This window comes from Flavobacterium sp. (genome assembly GCF_041392085.1).
Classification (GTDB): domain Bacteria; phylum Bacteroidota; class Bacteroidia; order Flavobacteriales; family Flavobacteriaceae; genus Flavobacterium.
The window spans coordinates 142,182-166,867 of sequence record NZ_JAWKMW010000008.1 but is presented as its reverse complement, the minus strand read 5'-3'; the positions used below and the strand labels follow the sequence as shown (position 1 = coordinate 166,867).

17 protein-coding genes are annotated in these 24,686 nt (G+C 34.5%); 7 read left to right on the top strand and 10 right to left on the bottom strand.

Annotated features, from left to right (window positions below):
* Positions 1-30: 30 nt before the first annotated feature.
* The 3 genes from nhaD to R2782_RS08410 form a co-directional block, all read right to left on the bottom strand.
* On the bottom strand, positions 31-1,407 hold the full coding sequence (gene nhaD, locus R2782_RS08420; RefSeq protein ID WP_371267793.1) for a sodium:proton antiporter NhaD: 1,377 nt from the start codon (positions 1,405-1,407) through the stop codon (positions 31-33).
* A 12-nt stretch (positions 1,408-1,419) separates the two neighbouring features.
* Positions 1,420-2,646, bottom strand: coding sequence for a Glu/Leu/Phe/Val dehydrogenase dimerization domain-containing protein (locus R2782_RS08415; protein WP_371267792.1), 1,227 nt, complete (start codon positions 2,644-2,646; stop codon positions 1,420-1,422).
* Positions 2,647-2,734: 88 nt separating this feature from the next.
* Positions 2,735-3,802 carry an anhydro-N-acetylmuramic acid kinase gene (locus R2782_RS08410; RefSeq protein WP_371267791.1) on the bottom strand — a complete coding sequence of 356 codons (1,068 nt, stop codon included), beginning with the start codon at positions 3,800-3,802 and terminating at the stop codon, positions 2,735-2,737.
* A gap of 91 nt (positions 3,803-3,893) precedes the next feature.
* Here R2782_RS08410 and R2782_RS08405 point away from each other — a divergent pair, with 91 nt between their 5' ends.
* The 5 genes from R2782_RS08405 to R2782_RS08385 all read left to right on the top strand — a co-directional run bounded on the left by R2782_RS08405 (position 3,894) and on the right by R2782_RS08385 (position 9,412).
* Entirely contained in the window at positions 3,894-5,030 is a 1,137-nt protein-coding gene (locus R2782_RS08405) for an acyl-CoA dehydrogenase family protein (protein WP_371267790.1), read from the top strand.
* 86 nt (positions 5,031-5,116) lie between these two features.
* Positions 5,117-5,794: an SDR family NAD(P)-dependent oxidoreductase gene (locus R2782_RS08400; RefSeq protein WP_371267789.1), complete on the top strand. Its 678-nt coding sequence runs from the start codon at positions 5,117-5,119 to the stop codon at positions 5,792-5,794.
* A gap of 14 nt (positions 5,795-5,808) precedes the next feature.
* A complete protein-coding gene (locus tag R2782_RS08395; RefSeq protein ID WP_371267788.1) occupies positions 5,809-6,411 on the top strand; it encodes a SprT-like domain-containing protein in 603 nt (200 codons plus the stop codon).
* Positions 6,412-6,954: 543 nt separating this feature from the next.
* Entirely contained in the window at positions 6,955-8,016 is a 1,062-nt protein-coding gene (locus tag R2782_RS08390; protein WP_371267787.1) for a mannose-1-phosphate guanylyltransferase, read from the top strand.
* Between the two features lies 1 nt (position 8,017).
* Positions 8,018-9,412: a DUF389 domain-containing protein gene (locus tag R2782_RS08385; protein ID WP_371267786.1), complete on the top strand. Its 1,395-nt coding sequence runs from the start codon at positions 8,018-8,020 to the stop codon at positions 9,410-9,412.
* A 3-nt stretch (positions 9,413-9,415) separates the two neighbouring features.
* Here R2782_RS08385 and R2782_RS08380 read toward each other — a convergent pair whose 3' ends face one another.
* From R2782_RS08380 to gcvP, 7 genes are all read right to left on the bottom strand, one after another.
* Positions 9,416-10,180, bottom strand: coding sequence for an ABC transporter ATP-binding protein (locus R2782_RS08380; protein WP_371267785.1), 765 nt, complete (start codon positions 10,178-10,180; stop codon positions 9,416-9,418).
* A complete protein-coding gene (locus R2782_RS08375; protein WP_371267784.1) occupies positions 10,177-10,920 on the bottom strand; it encodes an MlaE family ABC transporter permease in 744 nt (247 codons plus the stop codon). The genes R2782_RS08380 and R2782_RS08375 overlap by 4 nt, the downstream gene beginning before the upstream one ends.
* A gap of 39 nt (positions 10,921-10,959) precedes the next feature.
* On the bottom strand, positions 10,960-11,829 hold the full coding sequence (locus R2782_RS08370) for a glycosyltransferase family 2 protein (RefSeq protein ID WP_371267783.1): 870 nt from the start codon (positions 11,827-11,829) through the stop codon (positions 10,960-10,962).
* Between the two features lie 10 nt (positions 11,830-11,839).
* Positions 11,840-12,361, bottom strand: a complete 522-nt coding sequence (locus tag R2782_RS08365) for a methyltransferase domain-containing protein (protein ID WP_371267782.1) — start codon at positions 12,359-12,361, stop codon at positions 11,840-11,842.
* Positions 12,362-12,483: 122 nt separating this feature from the next.
* Entirely contained in the window at positions 12,484-13,542 is a 1,059-nt protein-coding gene (locus tag R2782_RS08360) for a 3-oxoacyl-ACP synthase III family protein (protein WP_371267781.1), read from the bottom strand.
* Positions 13,543-13,669: 127 nt separating this feature from the next.
* Positions 13,670-14,047: a group III truncated hemoglobin gene (locus tag R2782_RS08355; protein ID WP_371267780.1), complete on the bottom strand. Its 378-nt coding sequence runs from the start codon at positions 14,045-14,047 to the stop codon at positions 13,670-13,672.
* 141 nt (positions 14,048-14,188) lie between these two features.
* The gene (gcvP, locus tag R2782_RS08350) at positions 14,189-17,032 is read right to left on the bottom strand and encodes an aminomethyl-transferring glycine dehydrogenase (protein ID WP_371267779.1); all 2,844 of its coding nucleotides are present in this window, start codon (positions 17,030-17,032) and stop codon (positions 14,189-14,191) included.
* A gap of 279 nt (positions 17,033-17,311) precedes the next feature.
* Here gcvP and R2782_RS08345 point away from each other — a divergent pair, with 279 nt between their 5' ends.
* Together R2782_RS08345 and R2782_RS08340 are read left to right on the top strand one after the other, a co-directional pair.
* Positions 17,312-20,659: a CotH kinase family protein gene (locus R2782_RS08345; protein ID WP_371267778.1), complete on the top strand. Its 3,348-nt coding sequence runs from the start codon at positions 17,312-17,314 to the stop codon at positions 20,657-20,659.
* Positions 20,660-20,811: 152 nt separating this feature from the next.
* Positions 20,812-24,675: a CotH kinase family protein gene (locus tag R2782_RS08340; RefSeq protein ID WP_371267777.1), complete on the top strand. Its 3,864-nt coding sequence runs from the start codon at positions 20,812-20,814 to the stop codon at positions 24,673-24,675.
* The last annotated feature ends 11 nt before the right edge of the window (positions 24,676-24,686 follow it).

The window sequence follows — 24,686 nt, the reverse complement described above, 5'->3', positions numbered from 1 at the left end:
AGATAACGCTAAAATACTATTTTAAATTGTTTATCGTGCAAAATGTTCAATAATCATAAATGTGAAAGCTCCGGCTAAGAATCCTACAAAGGCTAACCAAGTAATTCGTTTAAGATACCAAATGAAATCAATTTTTTCCATTCCCATTGCAGCAACACCTGCTGCTGAACCGATGATAAGCATACTTCCACCGGTACCTGCCGAATAAGCAATAAAATGCCAAATAGAATGATCAACTTCGTAGGTATACATACCCATTGAGGCAGCTACTAGAGGAACGTTGTCAATCACAGAGGATAGCATTCCTAAGAGAATAACTACAATATCCATATTAGGAACAGCGTTGGAAAGGGATTCTGCCGCATATCTGAGTGTTCCCGTGTCATTTCCATTGATTTGACCAAAAACCATACTTTCTAAAGCTGCTACACCCATTAATATCCCCAAGAAAAACAAGATACTTGAAAACTCAATTTTTGTCAACGCTTTGTGTCCGGAATATAAATGTTTATCGTTTTTATTAAAATTATCAAAGGGTGTAACGTATTCTGATGCTAACCACACAAAACCTAGACTAAACATCATTCCAACATATGGAGGAAGTCCGGTAATCATTTTAAAAACAGGTACAAAAACTATTGCACCTAGGCCAATGTAAAGCATTTTTTTACTACTCAACAATCGTTCCGATTCTTCATTAACTCCAAAAGCCTTTCTCTCGGTTGACCCTTTAAAAGGCTTTAATTTAGATGCTATGACAAAAGGAACAATAAAACATACGATAGATGGAATAATAACATATTCTGATAACCCCAAAGCAGTAACTTTGTTGGCAATCCACAACATCGTGGTTGTTACATCGCCAATAGGAGACCAAGCACCACCTGCATTTGCAGCAATGACAATGAGGGATGCATACCATATTCTGTATTCACGTTTAGGTATAAGTTTTCGCAATAACGTAATCAAAACAATAGTTGCTGTTAAGTTGTCTATAATTGCAGAAAGAATAAAAGCAACAATACCCATTGTCCATAATAAACGAACTTTGTTTGTTGTTTTTATTCTGTTTTTAATCACATCAAAACCTCTATGTAAATCGATTATTTCGACGATGGTCATCGCCCCAATCAAGAAAACTAAAATTTCGGCTGTTTTTCCAAAATGGTGCATCAAATTTTCTAAAAACCCTTCATGATTATGTTCTAAACTTCCTTCATTCATATTAAAAACATGTCCGTGAGCATCAATTACCGATAGCCAACCGTTGTTGAATCCAAACGATAAAAAAGCCCACATAACAGCAGCCATCAAAAGTGCGGGTACAGTTTTGTCTAATTTTAAGGGATGTTCTAATGTTATCGACATATATCCGATAACAAATAAGAGTATGATTAATAATGCCATTTTTAGTTAGATTTAAGTTAATTGTTTTAGGGCTATTTCAAATGCAGTTGCACTAATGTTAGATTTAGACGAATTTATAAGATGCGTTTTTTCTATTGCTTTTTTGATGGTTTCTGAAGTGTCAAAAAAAATGGCTTCATCTGTCATTTGTACTTTCTTTTCCATGAAATAAGCAAAAACGCGAGCCATTCCACAATTAGCAATAAAGTCAGGAATTAAACTTACTTTAGAGTCTGTTTCTTCCATAATAGGGCCAAAGAAAATTTCTTTATCTGCAAACGGCACGTTTGCTCCGCTTGAAATAACTTCTAAACCAGAAGCAATCATTTGATCAATTTGACTTTTTTGAACCAATCTGGAAGCCGCACAAGGGGCAAAAACCTCTGCCTGTATGGTCCATATTTGTTGATTTATTTTTTCAAACGGTATCATATTTTGAGCGACCAATTTATTACCGTCTTTGTTTAAAAATAACCGTTTGATTTCTTCAAATGAAAATCCTTCTTCATTAATAATTCCACCTTCCCGATCGATAATACCGACTATTTTAGCACCCATTTCGGACAAATAAAAAGCGGCAGAAGAACCTACATTTCCAAAACCTTGTACAACGGCTCTTTTGCCTATAACACTTCCACCATAAATATCATAGTAATGACGAACCGCTTCGGCAACACCAAACCCTGTAATCATATCAGCTACAGTGTATTTTCTATTTACATCAGGCGAAAATTTCGGGTTTTCAATTACCTTTATCACTCCTTGACGTAATTGACCAATACGATTGATTTTATCGGCCTCAGTGGGTTTAAAATGCCCATTAAAAACACCTTCTTGTGGATGCCAAACACCACACTCTTCCGTAATTGGAATCACCTCATGAATTTCATCTACATTTAAATCACCGCCGGTTCCATAATAACTCTTTAATAATGGAGAAACTGCTTTGTACCAACGTTGTAAAACTTCTTTTTTTCGAGGATCGTTAGGGTCAAAATTAATTCCTGATTTTGCTCCCCCAATAGCAGGTCCTGATACTGAAAATTTTACTTCCATGGTTTTAGCAAGTGAAAGTACTTCATTCATGTCAAGTCCTTTTCGCATTCTTGTTCCGCCACCGGCAGCTCCGCCTCTTAGTGAGTTTATGACTGTCCATCCCTCTGCGTCTGTTTCGGGGTCTTTCCAATTAAAAATTATTTCAGGTTCTTTTGTCTCAAATTTTTTGAGTAATTCTTTCATTTTAGTTTGTTTGTGATGCAAATTTAATCGAACAAATTCGATTAAATTTATTTTTTTTCTAAAGTTTTCAAGACATTTATCTACATTTTCAAGGTTCATAAATAAAACCGGAACTGTGATTTTTTTTGGCTCCGGTAACACTTTTCAAAACATTTATTTCATTTCTTAATTTTAGTACTCCCATCAACCCAAAAATCAGGGCTTCTTTGAATTCTAAAGTTTTAGAATCAGGAACAACGAGATAAATATCTGGTAAATAATTTTTCATTCGTTCAATAAGAAATAGATGATAAGCTCCTCCACCGGTAATCAGTAGTTTACCCTCTTTTACAGGTAATGCTAGTGCAATTTGGACGGCAACATGTTCAACAAATGTGTTTAATTTGTCTTCAATAGCGATAGAGTAGCTGTCGATTAGCGGAATTATTACACTTTTTACAAATTCAATCCCGAGTGATTTGGGATATTTTTTTTGATAAAAATCAAGGTTATTCAGTTCAGTCAATAGATATGGATTTACATTTCCAGAGCGAGCAATTTTGCCTTTATCATCAAAATTCATATCTAATTGATTGGCATAAAAATTTAAAACAGTATTCACGGGTGAAATATCAAATGCGATTCTTTCTCCATTTTCTTCAAAAGAAATGTTTGAGAATCCACCTAAATTCAAACAATAATCGAATTTCGAAAACAATAATTGATCGCCAATCGGAACGAGCGGAGCTCCTTGTCCTCCTAATTTCACATCTTGAACTCTAAAATCACAAACAACGGTTTGGTTTATGATTTCGGCAATTTCAGGTAAATTACCTATTTGCAACGTTAATCCGATATGAGGTTGATGCAAAATGGTGTGGCCATGACTGCAAACGGCATCTAGCTTTTCAAGTGAATTTTCGTGAATAAAATTGCGAATAGTTTTGCCTAGAAATTTTGTGTAATCTTTATTGAGATTTTGTAATTCTTCATTCGAATAATGTAGTGCGTTCTTCAATTTGTTTAACCAACCAGAAGAATAAGAAACAGTTTGACAATTTCCGATTTGGTAGCTCCAAAAGCCATTTTCAACCGAAAAATAAAGGTGAGCTAAATCTATACCGTCTAGGGAAGTCCCGCTCATGACACCCACAACCTGATAGGATTCTTTAAACATGGCTTAAAAATACGAAATCGTTTGAGAATTAGTGTTAATTGTACTATTTTTGCCTTCAAATTTATAAAAACAAACCTTCAATTTAACACATATGGATTTCAATCTTACCGAAGAACATTTGATGATTCAACAAGCAGCTCGTGATTTTGCTCAACAAGAATTACTACCCGGCGTAATTGAACGCGATGAACATTCTAAATTCCCAACTGAACAAGTAAAAATGATGGGTCAATTGGGATTCATGGGAATGATGGTTGATCCAAAATACGGTGGTGCCGGATTAGATAGCGTGTCATATGTTTTAGCAATGACTGAAATTGCTAAAGTAGACGCTTCGGCTGCTGTAATCATGTCGGTGAACAATTCGTTGGTTTGTGCCGGAATGGAAAAATATTGTTCTGAAGAACAAAAAATGAAATATTTGGTGCCTTTAGCCAAAGGTGAAGTAATAGGTGCTTTTTGTTTATCTGAACCGGAAGCCGGTAGTGATGCTACTTCGCAAAAGACTACAGCAGTTGATAAAGGTGATTACTATTTGCTAAACGGAACCAAAAACTGGATTACCAATGGAGGAACTGCATCTACTTATCTAGTTATCGCTCAAACGGATATAGAAAAAGGTCACAAAGGAATCAATGCGTTTATTGTAGAAAAAGGTTGGGCAGGTTTTGAAATTGGTCCCAAAGAAAAGAAAATGGGAATCCGCGGAAGTGATACCCATTCGTTGATGTTCACGGATGTGAAAGTACCTAAAGAAAACAGAATTGGAGCAGACGGATTTGGATTCAGTTTTGCCATGAATGTTTTGAACGGAGGAAGAATCGGAATAGCGTCTCAAGCATTAGGAATTGCTACCGGAGCTTATGAATTGGCTTTGAAATATTCGCAAGAGCGAAAAGCATTTGGAAAAGAAATTTTCAAACACCAAGCGATTGCTTTTAAATTAGCTGATATGTACGTGAAAATAACTGCTGCAAAATTATTGGTCATGAAAGCAGCTTGTGAAAAAGATGAGGGGAAAGATATTGCTCATTCCGGATCTATGGCAAAATTATATGCTTCTGAAACTGCTTTGGAAGTTGCTAATGAAGCTGTGCAAATTCACGGTGGTAATGGATACGTAGCCGAATACCATGTAGAACGAATGATGCGTGATTCAAAAATTACCCAAATTTATGAAGGAACTTCTGAGATTCAACGTATCGTGATTTCGAGAGGTCTGGTGTAGAAATTATTCACAAGTATAATATATTTTAAAACCCTTTGAGTGCTATCTTAAAGGGTTTTTGTATTTTTAGCACTTATAAAAAGTGTATGAAAAACATCATTATTACCGGAACATCTCGTGGCATTGGATTTGAACTGGCTTTGCAATTTGCGAATGAAGGCCATCAGGTTTTGGCTATTTCCCGAAAAACACCAAAAGAATTAATTGAACATTCGAATATAACTTGTCTTTCCGTTGATTTGTCAGAAGAATCCGGATTGAATGTAATTAAAGAATTCATTGCTCAAACTTGGAAAAATGTAGATGTATTAATTCACAACGCAGGAAGTTTGGTTTTAAAGCCATTCTTGCAATTATCACAAGCCGATTTTGAAAAAGTATATCAAGTCAATGTATTTGCTATGGCTAATTTAACCCAAGTTTGTTTGCCTTTTATGCAAAAAGGCAGTCATGTGGTTACGATTAGTTCGATGGGTGGTGTTCAAGGGAGTATGAAATTTTCCGGTTTGGCAGCCTATTCTTCCAGTAAAGGAGCGGTGATTACGTTATCGGAATTATTGGCAGAAGAATTCAAAGAACAAGGCATTTCCTTTAACGTTTTGGCATTGGGAGCCGTTCAAACTGAAATGTTACAAGAAGCTTTTCCAGGCTATCAAGCCCCACTTTCTGCTAAAGAAATGGCCGATTATATTTATGATTTTTCGTTAAACGGAAACAAATATTACAATGGGAAGGTGTTACAAGTAAGTTCTTCTACACCGTAATTTTTTACAATTGAATGAGCGAAGTCCTCTTAAAATATCTCCCCGAGCATGCGGTTGAACCCATTTTTGAGTTAATCAAAACCAATTCTGTTCACCTAAAAATTGTAAATGAAAGGGTGACGCGTCACGGCGATTATAGAAGGCATCCATCGGGAAAACATCAAATTACGGTGAATGCCAATTTGAATAAATACCGTTTTTTGATTACGCTGGTGCATGAAATTGCTCATTTGGCCGCTTTTGAAAAATACGGACGTATGATAAAACCGCACGGCAACGAATGGAAAATCACCTTTCAACGGTTGATGATTCCGTTTATTCGGCCGGAAATTTTTCCGAATTCGGTTTTGCCTTTGGTAGCCAATCATTTTAGAAATCCAACGGCCAGTAGCGATACCGATGCTCGATTAGCGTTTGCTTTAAAACAATTTGACGAACGAAAACCGGATATTCATTTTATGCACGAAGTGCCTTCCGGAAGTTTTTTCAGACTCAAAAACGGAAGAGTTTTTCAAAAAAAAGGACTTCGGGTTAAACGGTATGAATGTTTGGAGGTGCAAACCGGAAAGTTATATTTATTTAATGCCAACGCTGAGGTAGAGATTATTCCGGGTTGATTAACGATTTAAGAATAACGATTGATGATTTTAGAACTGTTTAAAAAAAAATCTTATTTTTTGTTGCTTTTGGCAGCAGTTATTTTTTTGATTTTGTCTTTTATAGTAGATAAAAACGAAACATTGGATATTAATGTTCACGATACTTATTATGTAATTACTTTTCAGCATGCATATATTTTATTGTGTTTGATATTTTTCATTACAGGATTGATATACTTTATTTTTAATTTTTTTGGAATTCAATTCATTTCAATTCTCTCCTTAATTCATGTTTATGGTTCGTTGATTTTCATAGGATTATTTTTCTACTATTAACATATGGTTAATTTGGTAGATAATTTTCCACTTTTTGATTCAGTTGATTATAATTTTAAGACTATAATCTCATTATTAATTTTTGTAGGATTGCAATTATTGTTTGTTTTCAATTTTTTTATTTCAATCTTAAAAAAAACTCAGCATCTTAGTCACTCAGTAACTCAGCAACTTTACTATATTTGTAAAAAACTTAGTAACTCAGCGTCTCAGTAACTCAAAAAGATGAACAAAAATTATTACGCAATAGTAATGGCCGGTGGGGTGGGTTCACGGTTTTGGCCGGTAAGCACGACTGATTTTCCTAAGCAATTTCACGATATGTTAGGTTCGGGAGAGACGTTGATTCAAAAAACGTTTGGTCGATTGTCAAAATTAATTCCGTCTGAAAATATTTTCATTTTAACAAATGAACGATACAATGATTTGGTTCTTAGTCAATTACCTATGGTGAAACAAGAACAAGTATTATTGGAGCCCGCGATGCGAAACACTGCACCTTGTATTTTGTATGCTTCGTTAAAAATTCAAAAAAGTAATCCTGATGCGGTGATGGTTGTTGCTCCCAGTGATCATTGGATTGAAGATGAAACCGCTTTTGTCTCAAATTTGCAACAATGTTTTGAGTATTGTCAGCATAATAACGCTTTAATGACATTAGGTATTCAACCAACTTTTCCCAATACCGGATTTGGATATATCGAGTATGATAAAACGGATGCAAATCCCATCAAAAAAGTTAATCAATTTCGTGAAAAACCAAATTACGAAACTGCAAAATCTTTTCTCGAAAGTGGTAATTTCCTTTGGAATGGAGGTATTTTTATTTGGTCTGTCAAATCAATTATTGAAGCTTTTTCTTGCTTTCAACCTATAATGAGCGAATTATTTTTGCAAGGATTTGATAAATATAATACCATTTTAGAAAAAGATTTTATCCAACATAATTATGCTTATGCTGAAAATATTTCGATTGATTATGCCATTTTGGAGAAAGCAAAAAATGTATATGTTTTACCCGCTTCGTTTGACTGGAATGATTTAGGAACTTGGGGTTCGTTACATGAAAAATTAGAAAAAGATCAACATAATAATGCCGTTGTAAATGCAATCACTTGGTTTAACAATTCTTCCAATAATATTGTTCGTACGGAAGGGAAAAAGAATGTTATACTAGATGGCTTGCATGATTATATTGTGGTTGATCAAGGAAATGTATTGCTGATTTATCCTAAAGAAAAAGAGCAGGAAATTAAAAAAATGGCCAGTTTATTAAAAGATATATAAAATGGAAACAAATCACCCTAACTCCCCACTAAAAAGTATATGGCAGAATTTTAAACTGTTGTTAAAGTCTACCTTAGATATTCGGGAAGACACAAACCATGATGCTACGATTGAAGAGGTTAAGGCCGGAATTTCAATTAAAGGGCAAGGAGCTTGGGTCTTGATTTTTTCTATTTTGATAGCTTCGGCCGGGTTAAATACAAGTTCTACTGCAGTTGTTATTGGAGCGATGTTAATTTCTCCATTAATGGGACCGATTGTTGGTATTGGTTTGTCACTTGGTGTTAATGATGTGGACTTAATGCGAAAAGCCATCAATAATTTTGGAATTATGGTTGTATTAGCAATTTTTACATCCTTTTTATTTTTTAGTATCCCTATTTTCCAAAAAGAGACACCCGAGCTTATAGCTCGAACTTATCCTGATGTAAGGGACGTAATTATAGCTTTTGCCGGAGGTTTTGCATTGATAGTAGCACTAAGCAGAAGAAATAAACAGTTTAATACGATAGCCGGAGTAGCAATTGCGACGGCGTTAATGCCCCCTCTTTGTACTGCGGGATATGGTTTGGCAACAAGAAAATGGGATTTTTTTGGAGGTGCCATGTTCTTGTTTACCATCAATACTATCTTTATTGCCTTAGCTACTTTTATTATTGTTAAATCTTTGAAGTTTCCTATGCAGGAGTATTTGAACTCCTCTAAAAGTAAACGAATTTCTCGCCTACTTTATTTGGTTGCTTTTCTCATTTTAACACCTAGTATTTATATGTTTTATGGTTTATACAAAAAAACAGATTTTGAACAAAAGGTGAATACCATTATTACAAATTTCAACCTTGATAAGGATGTCGTGGTACTTAACCAAAAAGTAAATTTTCAAAACAAAACAGTCTCATTTGCTACAGTAGGAAAATCGGTTACCAACGAAGACGTTAAAGAATGGAGTGATAAATTAGAAAAACAAGGCTATTCGGGTGTAAAGTTTGAAATTACACAAAGTGTAGAGAATTTGGAGACACAGAATATGTTAGAAAAATTAGAATCTACTTATTTCACAACACAACAAATATTAAATAAAAAAGAAGAAATTATTGTCAAACAAGAAAAAGAATTGCTAGTGTTGCAAAAGCAATTGTATTTATCTGAAAAATCCAAGATTCCTTTCGATCAGATAGCGAATGAAATTAAAATCAATTATAAAAATGTTGATGAAATTGCATTTTCAAGACTGATTAAAACTAATTTTAATACAATTGATACTATTCCAATATTTTATTTAAAATGGAATAATACAATAAGTAATAATAGAATAGTAAGTGATGAGGAAAAAATTGAGAAATGGTTGAGACTAAAACTCCATAATGACAAATTAGTTGTCAGAAAATTGAATTGATTTTTATTCTTCTTTGTTCTGAGCTTTTCTGATTTTTTTAAATAAGTTAGACGAATAAACGAAATCAACAATGGCTTCATTATCTGTTTTAAATATGTCTTTTTTAGTTCCTTCCCACGCCAAAACACCCTCTTTTAAAAAGATAATTTTTTCACCGATTTCCATCACTGAATTCATGTCATGTGTATTGATAACGGTTGTAATATTGTATTCTACCGTAATTTCATGAATAAGATTGTCAATAACAATGGCAGTTTTTGGGTCTAAACCAGAGTTGGGTTCATCACAAAACAAATACTTGGGGTTGTTTACAATTGCACGTGCTATAGCCACTCTTTTTTGCATTCCACCGGAAATTTCAGAAGGTTTTTTGGTGTGAGCATTTACTAGATTTACACGGTTCAGCACAAAATCTACACGTTCTTGTATTTCTTTTGCGGTTTGATTGGTAAACATTTTCAAAGGAAAGCCAACATTCTCTTCAACAGTCATACTGTCAAATAAAGCACTTCCTTGAAAGACCATGCCAATTTCTGTACGTAAATCTCTTTTCTCATCGGCTGTTAGTTCAGAATAAATTCTGCCATCAAAAGAAATAGTTCCAACTTCCGGAGTATGAATTCCTAAAAGTGATTTTAATAAAACCGTTTTCCCGGAGCCGCTTTGTCCAATAATTAAATTAGTTTTACCGGTTTCAAAACTTGTCGAAATACCTTTTAATACTTTGGTTTCTCCGAATGATTTCTCTATATTTTTAATTTCAATCATTTACTTAACAATAATTGAGTTAGAATATAATTAGAAAGAATAATTGCCACTGAACACCACACAAATGAAACAGTACTTGCTTTTCCAACTTCTAATGCACCGCCTTTCATATAATAACCATGATAAGAGGGAATTGTTGCTAAAATAATGGCAAAAACAACTGTCTTAATAAACGCATATGTAATATGGAAAGGAATAAATTCTGTTTGTAAGCCCATAATAAACTCATCACTAGAAGTAAAGCTGCCATAAACACCGGCCATCCATCCGCCTAAAACACCAAGAAACATACTTATTCCAATTACAAAAGGATAGAGTAGAAGAGCAATTATTTTTGGAAAAACTAAATAATTTAAAGAGTTAACACCCATTACTTCCAAGGCATCAACTTGTTCTGTAACTCGCATGGTCCCTATACTTGACGTAATGAAAGAACCCATCTTTCCAGCCATAATAATAGAAATAAAAGTAGGAGCAAATTCTAATATGACAGATTGTCTTGTGGCAAATCCAATCAAGTATTTGGGAATAAGTGGATTAGTAAGATTCAATGCTGTTTGAATGGAAACTACTCCTCCCACAAAAAAGGAAATAAATGCCACAATACCAAGAGAACCTATTATTAAATCGTCGATTTCTTTAAAGATTAAATTCTTCATAGCACTCCATTTTAGAGGTTTGTTGAAGACTTCTTTGAGCATTAGGAAATATTTTCCGATGTGGGTAAGCATTTTTAGCATGAGACAAAAATAGAAAAAAGTTTCTGTTTTTGAAGGATTTTACAGCATAGCTTTTTTAGAAGAAAAAAATTTGTACATCATTTTTTTCCAACGGTATTTGCGAATAAATTTTGCTTGTTCAGAAGTCACTAGCAAAGGTTTTCCTGATGATTTTGCATGCCAAAAACCTCTCAGGTAATCAAAAATAAGTAGTGGTTTTTTCTTGAGAAAAGCCAATTTTATAGAAGCAATACAGGTAATCCAAAAACCATAACCTAAACTGTAAAAGGCCTCTCCTTGTTTGAATTGGGCAGCTTTATTATAACTTGCTCCCGTGGGTTTGAGATGTTTTACCTGTAATGTTTTGTCGGTAACTACTTTCCAGTTGTAAAACTTGCAAAGCAATTCATCTAACGTGTCCCAACCCATTGCGGGTTTTAATCCTCCAATTTGTTCAAACGTTTTTTTTCGATAGGCTTTAAAGGCTCCTCGAATATGGTCTTTGTCTGTAAGGTTTTCTAAAACCCACTGATTGTTTTTTTTGATATAGGCAAAACCACCTACCATTCCGATTCGGCTGTCGGATTTAAAATGTCGTATGATGGTTTTAAAATAGTCCGGAGGGAAAATTAAATCTGCATCTGCTTTTACTATAAAATCATAGTTTTCATTCAGCGTTTCTAAACCTTTATTGAAAGCTTGAATCACTTTACTCCCCGGAAGATGAATCGCCTCCGAGGGGTTGTTCACTAAAGAAATAAAAGAATATTTTTCTGTAAACGATTGAACAATTTCTACTGTTTTATCTGTCGATCCATCATTTACAACAATCACTTTAGTAGGTAGAACCGTTTGCCCCATAATAGATTGAAGTGTAAGCGAAATAAATTTTTCCTCGTTGAAGGTGGGAATTATAATGTAGTAATTCATTCTAAAATTTCTATTTTCTTACAGCATAGACCAAATAATACCGATTTGTAAAAAATCGCAGCAAGGGACGAAGTCCTATTTTTTTTACAGGATGGGTAAATTTGATGCAATCCACAATGGTAAATCCTGTTTTTTCTAATAACCAATCCAATTGCCAATCTTCAAATTCGTGGTAATGCCTGTCCCATAAATCTGTTTTACTTTTATAAGCTGAAGAAAACCATAGGCGTAAAGGAATTGAAATAAAAATTTTGTCTGATTTTATGTTTTGTAAAACAGTAAATGGATTGAGTAAATGCTCAAAAATTTCAAACGCGGTAACTACGGTGTAATCTTCATTTTTTAAACGAGATTGATCGATGTCTAAGTCTTCACCAAAAGTATTCTTTACTTGGAACCCTTTTTCTGTCATGATTTTAGAAAATGGATTGGCTATACCTAAGTCTAGAATGGACTCAGATTTAGAGAGATGTTTTTCCAAAAATTGCAGGGTTAATTTGAACCGCTTATTGGGAAATGTTTTTTCGTACATGGTTTGTAATTCGTAGCACAAATGTACTAAAATATTTGAAGCTTATTGTGTTACTAAGATTGTAGAGGCACCTGTATTTTACAATCAAGTTTTTATTTAGGTAGATTTAAATAATAATAATATCACATCCTATACACAATAGCATTGATATTCATTCCGGCTCCAACCGATGCGAAAATAATAACATCACCTTTTGCAATGGAATGATTTTCCAATTGGTTATTAACCAATAAATCATATAAAGTAGGAACAGTCGCAACACTTGAATTTCCAAGCTTGTGGATGCTCATGGGCATAATTCCCTTTGGTGGGCTTTGTTTATAATGTTTATAAAACCGTTGAATAATTGCTTCATCCATTTTTTCATTGGCTTGGTGGATAAGTACTTTTTTGACATCTTGAATAGGAATACCGCTTTTTTCTAAACAAGAAACCATAGCTTTGGGTACTTCGTTCAATGCGAATTCATAAATTTTTCTACCCTGCATTTTGATGTACCGCACATCAGGATCATGTGTTTTGTTAAAAGAGTCACCAAAGTATAAAAAGTATGCCTCTTCATAAGTAAATGTGGCCGATTCATGAGCCAATATGCCACCTTCTTCCTCAGTTGCCTCGATAATTGTTGCACCCGCTCCATCCGAATAAATCATTGAATCCCGGTCGTGCATATCAACTACTCTAGAGAGTGTTTCGGCACCAATAACCAAACATTTTTTTGCCATTCCCGATTTGATAAATGCTTGAGCTTGAATTACACCTTCAACCCATCCCGGGCAACCAAAAAGCATATCGTAAGCTACACATTTTGGGTTTTTTATGCGTAAATCAAATTTGACACGGGTAGCTAAACTAGGTAAAATATCCGTTTGAATTGCTCCTTTTTTAACATTGCCAAAATTGTGTGCAAAGATGATATAGTCTAATGTTTCGGGATCAATATTAGCATTCTTAATGGCTATTTTGGCTGCAATGGTAGCAATGTCAGACGTGTTTAAATTATCTGTAACATAACGTCTTTCTTCAATTCCGGTGATATCTCTAAATTTTTCAGCAATTACTTGATTTGGTTGCGGAAAAGGTGTTCCGTCGTCATTAAGAAAAACATGTTTAGCAAAGTCAATATTGGTTACTATTTCGGTGGGGATATAGCTCCCGGAACCGGTTATTTTGATATTCATAATTATTTTTAGATATTATAAACAAAATTATCACTAATTAACGTAAACAATGTTGATTTTTTTAATATGAATACAGAATTGCGAATAAATCAGTATTTGAGGGTTGAAATTTTGTAACTAATAATTATTAGCTCTTTTTTTGATTAATCTTTATTTGTATTACCGTTGCAATGCTTAAGGCTTGGGTTTTAATTTGTTCTGCTTTTTGACCACTAAAATTTTCGTCGACACTATTATTAAAATGTGTAAGCCAAATATCAAAAAGTTCAGGAGATAAATATACTTTTTCATTTATATCCAAATGAATTTGGGTTAAGTTATTGGTGTAACCACCGGTTCCCAAAATTCCTTGGGACCAAAAAGTAACTAAAATGGGAAGGTGTTCTTTCAGTTTTATTTTAACAATATCCGTAAAAATGTAACTGATTCTATCATCAGACAAGAGTTTTTTGTAGAATTCATCTACAATGATATATAAATCTTCTTGGTTTTTTATGTCTTTCATTTCTAACTATAATTAGAATACAAATTTACTTCAATGTGGCATTAATAATATGATTTATATCATTTAGTAGAAAAGAATAAGGTTTCAAAATTAATTTGAAACCTTAAACTAATCAATTCTGACTATTTACTAATCACTATTTTACATATACGCTTCAATCGGAGCACAACTGCATACTAAATTCCTGTCGCCATAAGTTTCATCAACTCTGCGAACACTAGGCCAAAATTTATTATCAGCAACATATTCTAGAGGATAAGCTGCTTTTTCTCTTGTATAAGGCTGCACCCAAGAATCAGCAGTTAGCATATTTAATGTGTGAGGAGCATTTTTTAAAACATTATTAGGTTCTTCCGCGATGACTTCTTCAATTTCTTGACGAATAGCAATCATAGCATCACAAAATCTGTCTAACTCTGCAACATCTTCAGACTCCGTAGGTTCTACCATTAGCGTTCCCGCAACCGGAAAGGAAACAGTAGGGGCATGAAAGCCATAATCCATTAAACGTTTTGCTATATCAGTTACCTCAATTCCTTTGGCTTTAAAAGCTCTGCAATCTAATATCATTTCATGAGCGGCTCTGCCTTTCTCTCCTGAATATAAAATGGGATAATGTTTTTCTAAACGAGCCTTCATGTAATTGGCATTTAAGATGGCGTATTTAGTAGCATTTGTAATTCCTTCTGCACCTAACATACAAATATATCCATAGGAAATAAGACAAACCAAAGCAGAACCGTAAGGTGCTCCAGAAATAGCAGATATCGCTTTCTCTCCACCTACTTTAACAAATGGATTACTTGGTAAGAAAGGGACTAATTTTTCATTTACGCAAATTGGTCCAACACCCGGACCACCACCTCCATGAGGAATGGCAAACGTTTTGTGTAAATTTAAGTGGCAAACATCCGCACCAATAGTTGCAGGATTTGTTAGACCAACTTGTGCATTCATATTTGCTCCATCCATATATACTAAACCACCATTGTCATGAATGATTTGTGTAATTTCTCTAATGGCACTTTCAAAAACACCATGAGTAGAAGGGTAAGTTACCATTAAGCAAGATAATTCATCTTTATACAGTATGGCTTTTTCACGTACATCTTCCACGTCAATATTGCCGTTTTCCATGGTTTTGGTTACGATAATTTTCATACCAGCCATTGCGGCAGATGCCGGATTTGTTCCGTGTGCAGATGCAGGAATCAAGCAAACAGTGCGTTGATGATCTCCTCTAGATTGGTGATAAGCACGAATAGTCATTAAACCGGCGTATTCTCCCTGGGCTCCGGAATTTGGTTGTAATGTAGTTCCTGCAAAACCTGTGATAACATTCAGCTGATGCTCTAATTTTTTTAACATTTTGGTGTAACCTTGCACTTGTTCAAGCGGGGCAAAAGGATGAATAGTAGTCCAATAAGGCATGCTTAAGGGTAACATTTCTGCAGCGGCATTCAACTTCATGGTACATGAACCCAAAGCAATCATAGAGTGGTTTAACGATAAATCTTTCCGTTCTAGCTTTTTAATATAACGCATCAAACTTGTTTCCGAATGATACTTATTGAATACTTCGTGAGTTAAGAATTCAGATTTTCTGTTTAAGTGCATTGGGAAATTGTTTTCTAAAACATATTCAGAAACTTCAAAAGCTTTTTTTCCTAATGCTTCTGCGAAAATGGCTATTACTTGATTTACATCGGTAAATAAAATAGTTTCATTCAAGGAAATGGATATCGTTTCATCATCGATATAAAAAAAGTTGACTTCATTTTTTTCGGCAATAACTCTAACTTTTTTAGCATCAGCTTTTACAACAATTGTGTCAAAAAAGGCCGTATTTGTTTGATACACACCTAGTTTATTGAGAGCCTCTGCCAAAGCGGAAGTCATTCCATGTACTTTGTCTGCTATATATTTTAATCCTTTCGGACCGTGATAAACAGCAAACATTCCTGCCATAACCGACAGTAGCACTTGTGCAGTACAAATATTTGATGTTGCTTTTTCACGTTTGATGTGTTGCTCACGGGTTTGTAATGCCATTCGTAATGCTCTGTTTCCATCAGCGTCTTGCGATACGCCAATAATTCTTCCGGGCATTGAGCGTTTATATTCTTCTTTTGTGGCAAAATAAGCAGCATGAGGACCTCCATAGCCCATGGGGATTCCAAATCGTTGTGTCGTTCCGATTACAACTGCTGCACCCATTTCACCTGGTGGAGTTAATTTTACCAACGATAAAATATCAGCAGCAACGGCTACCTTAATTTCTTTTTCACTTGCTTTTTTTATAAAATCAGTATAGTCGTAAACTTGACCAAATTTACCTGGGTATTGAAGAATTGCCCCAAAAAAGTCTTCTGAAAAATTAAACTCTTGGTGATTTCCAATAACTAATTCAACCCCGATAGGTGTGGAACGTGTTTGTAGAACAGACAAAGTTTGAGGTAAAATTTCCTCTGAAACAAAGAATTTGCAAACGTTATTTTTCTTTTGGTCGCGAGTTCGCACATCAAATAAAAGCGTCATGGCTTCTGCTGCTGCTGTACTTTCGTCTAATAAAGAGGCATTGGCAATTTCCATACCGGTTAATTCAATAACCATTGTTTGAAAATTTAAAATAGCTTCTAACCGACCTTGGGCTATTTCGGCTTGATAAGGAGTGTAAGCGGTGTACCAACCTGGATTTTCAAAAATATTTCTTTGAATCGCAGGAGGAACAATGGTTGGGTGATAGCCTAAACCAATGTAGGATTTAAAGACTTTGTTAGTTCTTCCTAAAATTCTTATGTGGTTTGCATACTCATACTCTGTCATGATATGTTCTAATTCCAGAGGCTTTTTTAAACGGATATCAGAAGGAATGGTTTCGTAAATTAATTGGTCTAATGTTTCAACACCAATAGTTTCCAACATTTTAGGTAAATCGTTTTCTCTCGGGCCTAAATGTCTTAAAGCAAATGAATCTGTTTTCATGTATTTATGGTCGTAAAATTTGTGTTGGTAAAGAAATCGAAATAGATTCGATTCGTGCGTACAAAAATAATTATTAGTCTTCTAAATATTCGTTAAACATGGACTAATATTTTTAGAATTTTTCAACCAAAAATATAGTTTATCAACAAAAGTTTATTTTTTTAAATCTTTAGGAAATAATTTTCTGTCGTTCAACGTCATTAAATTGTAATATAACGAGAATGTTACCATTGTGTTATTTCTTTCTTTAATTTCGCCCAAATTTAATTGTCTCAAATTATGAAAAAAATTACTTGTATCATATTTTTATGTTTAACGTTTTTTCAGTTAAGTGCTCAAAATGTGGTGATTAATGAAATAATAACGTCAAATACAACTGTTATTACAGATGAAGATGACAGTTATGAAGATTGGATAGAGCTTTACAATACTGGAGCTGTAGCTATTAATCTAGAGGGATACGGTTTAACAGATTTGTCAACCGAACCATATCAATGGGTATTTCCTGAATATTGGATTGAACCTGGTGAGTATTTACTAGTTTGGTGTTCAGATAAAGATAGAACCGATATTAATTTTCCTTTGCATTCGAATTTTAAAATAAGTTCAGGCGGAGAAACAATTACGTTAACTAAACCCAATGGCCAGGTAGAAGACAGCTATCCTGCAGTGTTGGTTCCTCAAAATTTTACATACGGAAGACAAACAGATGGTTCTGCAGTTTTTGTTTTTTTTCCTGAACCAACTCCGGGTGCTTCTAATAACTCATCTGTTGGTTATTCTGATATTCTTGACCCACCAACTTTTTCTGCAAATAGCGGTTTCTATACAAATAGTTTCAATTTAACGATTAGTCATCCGGATCCGTCAGTAACGATTATTTATACAACGGATGGTTCAGACCCAAACATTAACAATTTAGGTGGTACTACATACCAATATAAAAATGAATATCCGTTTGAAGAAGGTCAATTGCCGTCGGAAACATTTTTAACTAAAAGTTTTCAATCTTTACAATATACAGCACCATTAACGATTGTAGATAGAACGAATGAACCAAATGATATTTCAACCATTTCATCAACCTACGACTCTGATCCTTCCTATTACATTCCTAACTTCAACATTTTTAAAGGTACTGTTGTACGAGCAAGGGCTTATAAGACAGGAGCTTTAACTAGTGATATTCTTACGCAAAGTTATTTTGTGTCTCCGCAAGGAACTGATCGTTTTTCGATTCCGGTTATTTCACTTAGTTTAGACGAAAACAAGTTCTTTGATTATAATGATGGAATTTATGTTGCGGGTGTAGATTTCGATAATTGGCGTTTGGAAAATCCCAACGAATCAGCTTTGTTTACCGAGTTTTCAAATTACGATCGTTCGGGCGACGCAACTGAAAAAATTGGGAATTTTAATTATTTTGTAGATGGTAATGAAGTACTGAATCAACAAGTTGGGATTCGAATAAATGGTGGCGGAACCAGAGCTTATCAACACAAATCTCTACGTTTGTATGCTCGTTCTGAGCTAGGTGCTGCAAAATTCGATTATCCTATTTTCCCAAATGAAAATTATAATAGTTATAAAAGATTGGTTTTGCGAAATTCTGGGAATGATTTTTTTAATACTTATTATAAAGATGCTTTCACCCATGAATTGATTGAAAAAACAGGTTTAGATAATCAAGCTTATCAACCTTCTGTTGTGTTTTTGAACGGAGAATATTGGGGAATTTTAAATATACGCGAACGCTTGGACAGACATTATTTTGAACGAAAATATGGAATTGTAGAAGAAGATATTGAAATCATTGGCGATGCCTACTATGTGAGTGAAGGCAGTGATGAACACTTTTTGGCAATGTATTCCTTTTTAGAAAATAATTCCTTAGCCAATAATGCAAATTATGACTACATCAACACCCAGATGGATGTGGAGAATTTCAGAGATTATTTTATAACGAATATTTTTATTCAAAATACAGATTGGCCCGGTTGGAACACATTGTTTTGGAGAAAGAAAACTGCTACCTATGAGCCGGATGCACCTTATGGAAATGATGGTAGGTGGAGAACAGCCATCAAAGATACTGATGCCGGGTTTGGTTTAATGTTGGATATAAATGATCACAATACATTAGATTTTGCAACTGCAGTTGGAGGAACTGAATGGCCAAATCCGGAGTGGTCTACTTTGATTTTAAGACGTTTATTGGAAAACGAAGCATTTGAATTAAGCTTTACCAACCGTTTTGCCGACATGATGAATACATTCTTTTTACCCGAACGAGTGGTTGGATTATCTAATCAATTTGCAGCTGTTATTGAACCTGAAATTGCACAACAATACAACCGATGGGCAGCACCTTACAGCTTTGCATGGTGGTTAGAAAGTCAAAATCTTGTGGAAACATTTGCGATGGATAGACCCATATTTCAACGAGAACACATCCGTACTAAATTTGGCATAAGTAATGATATTGAAGCAACGTTGGACGTGAATGACGATACTAACGGATATGTAAAAATAAACACAATCAATATTACTTCTGATACTCCCGGTGTTGCCGCAAATCCATATCCTTGGACCGGTATTTATTTCCATAATATTCCTGTAACATTAACGGCTATACCGTTTGAAGGCTATGTGTTTAGCCACTGGAGTGGTGATATATCAAGTACAGAGGCTCAAATTACCTATACTCCAACAGGGAATTTCTCCGTTACTGCCAATTTTATTTTATCTGATGAACCGGCATCTGAGGAGCCAATTTATTTTTGGATGATAGATAACAACATTACCAATGACACACCTTTAACATCAATAAATTCTACATTTGAAATCTTAAATGATGGGATATTGAGTTATCAATCATGTTTAGCAGGTTATCCTTTTGATAATACTCATCCAAGTTGGAGAAAAGCTTCTATGGAAAGAAGAAATAGTCCAACGGACATCAATTATATTCCCGAAGCAAATAATGATTTGCCTTTTGCTTCAGCTAATATGAGAGGGTTACAGATTAAACAGCCTTTTCAAAATGGGGGCTTAGAAAACACGATGATTTTTAGTTTTTCAACAGTAGGGTATAGAGATATTGTTTTTGGTTTTGCCGCTAAAAATGAAAATGCAGCAGATGGATTACTTATTGATTATTCAATTGATGGGGTGTCTTGGACAACAAGTGGATTAATAAATTCAAATTTACCATTAACTGCTGATTACCAATTATTCGAAACAAATTTTTCTGAAATAATAGGAGCTAACAACAATGCAAATTTTAAAGTTAGAATTCGTTTTTATGGAAGCAACATGACAGTTGATAACGGAAATCGTGTAACATTTAATAATTTTAGTGCAAAAGGAGTGGAATTAACCTTAAGCGTACCTGTAAACACAGCTTTAAACCTTAAAGTATATCCTAATCCGGTTTCTGAAACACTAAATATTAAACATACTTACACTGTAGTTACCTTTAATTTGTTTACCATTGACGGAAAAATAATTAAATCAGGAAATTTAGAAAACCAACAAATTAATGTTAGTGATTTGCCAAGCGGAATGTACTTATTACAATTAAATGTGGAGGGAAAATCAGAGACCAAAAAAATTATAAAAAGATAGCATATTAGATTTATCGATTAAAAATGAAAAAGGAGGGGTTTATCTCTCCTTTTTCATTTTGTCGATTAAATGAGTTGATAGTCGATAAAAAATTGATAAGCATTAAGTTTAAGTTAAATTTGAACATATTTCCACCCTAAAATTTAGTACAAATGAAAAAAAGATTGCGACTTTTTGTTGCAGTAGTACTTATTGCCTTTTGTCAACCTTTATATAGTCAGAATTTGGTTGTCAATGAAGTACTCGCAAGTAACACATCAGTAAACACAGATGAGGATGACAGTTACGAAGATTGGATAGAACTATTTAATAACAGCTCAGAAATTGTTAATTTAACCGGTTACGGATTGAGTGATGACCCAAATGTGTTGTTCAAGTGGGTTTTCCCTAATGTTTCAATTCTTCCTGGAGAGTACCTTTTGGTTTGGTGCTCAGATAAAAACAGGGTGATTCCGGGTAATCCGTTGCATACAAATTTTAAAATTAGTGCAGATGGTGAAGCAATTTTACTAACCAATCCGGGTGGGATTGTGGTTGATTCAGCACCATCAGTTCCAATGTTAGCCAACGTTTCTTTTGGTAGATCTCCAAATGGAACAGGTAATTTTGTGTTTTATCAAACACCAACACCGGAATCAGAAAATGTTGGAACAGGATATTCAGAGACATTAAGTCCACCACAGTTTTCACAAAATTCAGGGTTTTTTACTACGGGTTTCGATTTAACAATTTCGTCAGTTGATGAAGAGGCTACAATTTTGTACACATTAGATGGGTCTGTCCCCGATGAAAACAATTTGTTAGGTACAACATACAGCTATAAAAACCAGTATCCTAAATTACCTGGACAAGAGTTTGGCCCTTTTTTAACTAATAGTTTTGAAACACTAAATTATTCAGAACCAATTAGCATTATAGATCGTTCCCCTTTGCCGAATAAAATCTCGATGATTTCTTCAACGTATGATTTTGTTCCGCCCTATTTTCCGGATGTACCTATTATTAAAAGCACAGTAGTTCGTGCTAAGGTAATTAAAGCGGGTGCAATGGCAAGTCCCGTGGTAACTAAAAATTATTTCATTTCATCTGAAGGCAGCAATCAGTTTTCATTACCCGTTGTTTCATTAAGTATTGATGAAGATAAATTGTTCGAGTACAATAATGGCATTTATGTAGCGGGAGTCGATTTTGACACTTGGCGAACTAATAATCCTTCAGAGGTTCCTGATTATGAAATCGGAAATTTTGCACGAAAAGGAGCCACTTCAGAACGAGTTGCTAATTTCAGTTACTTTGTGAATGGAAATGAAGTAATTAATCAAAATATTGGTATTCGTATTCGTGGAAATTATTCAAGAGTCTATCCCAGTAAGTCCTTTAATTTCTATGCCAAAACAGAATATGGTGATAATGATATGGATTATGCCTTTTTCTCGGATTTAACAGACGACAGTTTTACCAGACTTTCATTGAAAAACTCAAGTGGCGATTTTTATCATACCAACTTTCGGGATCCATTAAATCACGAATTAATTAAAGGATTGAGAGTTCAAACAGAGGCGTATCAGCCAACAATTACCTTTATTAATGGTGAGTTTTACGGAATTTTGAGTTTTAGAGAAAAATATGATGACAAGTTTTTTAAACGGGTATATGATATTGATGAAGATGAAATTGATGTTCTGGAAAATGATGCCGTTGAAGAAGAAGGTGATAATCTTCACTATTTACAAATGATTGATTATGTAGAGAATAATTCTTTGGTGACAGAAGAAAATTATAACTACATCAAAACGCAAATGGATACTGATAATTTTCAAGATTATTTCATAGCCAATATATTTTTTCAAAATGTTGATTGGCCCGGAAATAACATCATTTATTGGCGAAAAAAGACAACGCAATATGAGCCAAATGCACCTTATGGGTTAGACGGTAGATGGCGTTGGGCAATACACGACATGGACTCCACATTTGGATTGAGTGGTGGTAGTATTTCCATCAATTCACTCGAAAATGCAACCGCTTTAGGTGGACCGGATTGGCCTAATCCGGAATGGTCAACATTACTACTCAGAAAATTATTGGAAAATAATGAGTTCAAACATGAATTCATTAGTCGATTTGCCGATTTGATGAATACCTATTTTCATACAGATAGAATTCTGACCCGAATTGATGAAATGAAGACAGTTATTGCTCCCGAAATGCCTCGTCAATATATTCGTTGGAAAGTGCCAAGTGAGTTCAGTTGGAATTACTTTATCAATGAATTAAAAATATTTGCTAATCAACGACCCGAAATTCAGCGAGGTCACATACGTGGAAAGTTTGAAATTACAAACGATATCAATGTAACAGTTGATGTTTCTGATGACGAGCATGGTTTTGTTAAGGTGAATACAATAGAAATTGTCCCCACAATTCCCGGAATTGCTGCAAATCCTTATCCTTGGACAGGAATTTATTATGCTAATATTCCGGTCAAATTAAAAGCGATTGCCAAACCCGGTTATGTTTTTAGCCATTGGGAAGGAGCATCTACCAGCAACGAAGAAGAAGTTGTTATTGATTCTGCAGAAAGCTTCGCTGTGACTGCTGTTTTTATTCCGGAAGGATTTTCAATTGACACCAGTGAGCCAATTTATTTTTGGATGATGAATTCTACTTTACCTAATGATACTCCTATTGTATCAATTAACTCCTCATTTGAGATTGCAAATAATGGAGTACTCACATATCAATCTTGTTTGGAAGGTTATCCGTTTACTAATGCTCATCCAAATTGGAGAAAAGCATCAATGGAACGCAGAAATAGCCCAACAGTACTAAATTATATTCCTGAAGCCAACAATAATATTCCTTTTGCCTCAGCAAACATGAGAGGAATACAAATCAAACAACCATTCCAATATCAAGGAATGGAAAACACGTTGCTTTTTAATTTTTCTACAGAGGGCTATAAAAATTTAATTTTTGGTTTTGCCGCCAAAGATGAAGATGCCGCTGATGCCATTGTAATTGATTATTCGATAGAGGCTGGTAATCCGGTTTGGATAACAACCGGTTTGACACAGACTTCTTTACCGCTTTCATCCGATTTTGAATTGTTTGAGGTTGATTTTTCAGCTATTTCAGGTTCGGAAAACAATCCCAATTTTAAAGTTAGGTTGCGTTTTACAGGTTCAAATATGACAATTGATAATGGTGACCGGGTTACGTTTAATAATTTTTCTGTCAAAGGGGTTCCCTTACCGTTGCAGTATCCTACACCGAACGTATTTACATTTGGTACAGAAATTTCTCCCTTAATTCCAATGGTTACTGCAGTTGCAGATAGTTATTCCATTGAACCGAGTTTGCCAAACGGATTGACTTTCGATACAACAACCGGAATCATTTCAGGAACACCAACGGAGCTTTCAGTAGCAACGAATTACACTGTTACGGCAACCAATTCAGGCGGAAGTACAAGTTTTGTGTTGTCAATAGAAGTGATTGATGTGGTTCCTTCTTCATTATCGTATTCCACACCGAATGTTTTCACGATTGATGAAATGATTTCAAATTTAGTTCCGACAATCTCGGGCGGAACGGTTGAAAGCTATTCCATTGAACCGAGTTTACCAAACGGATTGACTTTCGACACAACAACCGGAATCATTTCAGGAACACCAACGGAGCTTTCAGCAGCAACGAATTACACCGTCACGGCAACCAATTCAGGTGGAAGTACAAGTTTTGTGTTGTCGATTGAAATAGTAAAATTATTATCAATTGAGGATCCAACAAAATCAAGTTTTGTAATTTATCCAAATCCGTTTGAGAATAGAATTAATGTGATTCATTCTTTTGGAAGAGTAAATTATACTTTGTATTCTTTGGATGGAAAATCAATTCGAAAAGGAATACTTGATTCGTTTGAATTAGTGATGCCGGAATTACCGAACGGGACTTATTTATTACAACTAGAAACAGAAGGTAAATTTCAAAATTTCAAGATAATAAAAAAATAAATTTTTAGAAG

Bases quoted from the DNA above. Each gene is read 5' to 3' on its own strand.
- nhaD (WP_371267793.1), bottom strand. From the start codon at position 1,407: ATGGCATTATTAATCATACTCTTATTTGTTATCGGATATATGTCGATA.
- gcvP (WP_371267779.1), bottom strand. From the start codon at position 17,032: ATGAAAACAGATTCATTTGCTTTAAGACATTTAGGCCCGAGAGAAAAC.
- R2782_RS08345 (WP_371267778.1), top strand. From the start codon at position 17,312: ATGAAAAAAATTACTTGTATCATATTTTTATGTTTAACGTTTTTTCAG.
- R2782_RS08355 (WP_371267780.1), bottom strand. From the start codon at position 14,047: ATGAAAGACATAAAAAACCAAGAAGATTTATATATCATTGTAGATGAA.
- R2782_RS08340 (WP_371267777.1), top strand. From the start codon at position 20,812: ATGAAAAAAAGATTGCGACTTTTTGTTGCAGTAGTACTTATTGCCTTT.
- R2782_RS08400 (WP_371267789.1), top strand. From the start codon at position 5,117: ATGAAAAACATCATTATTACCGGAACATCTCGTGGCATTGGATTTGAA.
- R2782_RS08410 (WP_371267791.1), bottom strand. From the start codon at position 3,802: ATGTTTAAAGAATCCTATCAGGTTGTGGGTGTCATGAGCGGGACTTCC.
- R2782_RS08360 (WP_371267781.1), bottom strand. From the start codon at position 13,542: ATGAATATCAAAATAACCGGTTCCGGGAGCTATATCCCCACCGAAATA.
- R2782_RS08380 (WP_371267785.1), bottom strand. From the start codon at position 10,180: ATGATTGAAATTAAAAATATAGAGAAATCATTCGGAGAAACCAAAGTA.
- R2782_RS08390 (WP_371267787.1), top strand. From the start codon at position 6,955: ATGAACAAAAATTATTACGCAATAGTAATGGCCGGTGGGGTGGGTTCA.
- R2782_RS08385 (WP_371267786.1), top strand. From the start codon at position 8,018: ATGGAAACAAATCACCCTAACTCCCCACTAAAAAGTATATGGCAGAAT.
- R2782_RS08395 (WP_371267788.1), top strand. From the start codon at position 5,809: ATGAGCGAAGTCCTCTTAAAATATCTCCCCGAGCATGCGGTTGAACCC.
- R2782_RS08375 (WP_371267784.1), bottom strand. From the start codon at position 10,920: ATGCTAAAAATGCTTACCCACATCGGAAAATATTTCCTAATGCTCAAA.
- R2782_RS08405 (WP_371267790.1), top strand. From the start codon at position 3,894: ATGGATTTCAATCTTACCGAAGAACATTTGATGATTCAACAAGCAGCT.
- R2782_RS08365 (WP_371267782.1), bottom strand. From the start codon at position 12,361: ATGTACGAAAAAACATTTCCCAATAAGCGGTTCAAATTAACCCTGCAA.
- R2782_RS08370 (WP_371267783.1), bottom strand. From the start codon at position 11,829: ATGAATTACTACATTATAATTCCCACCTTCAACGAGGAAAAATTTATT.
- R2782_RS08415 (WP_371267792.1), bottom strand. From the start codon at position 2,646: ATGAAAGAATTACTCAAAAAATTTGAGACAAAAGAACCTGAAATAATT.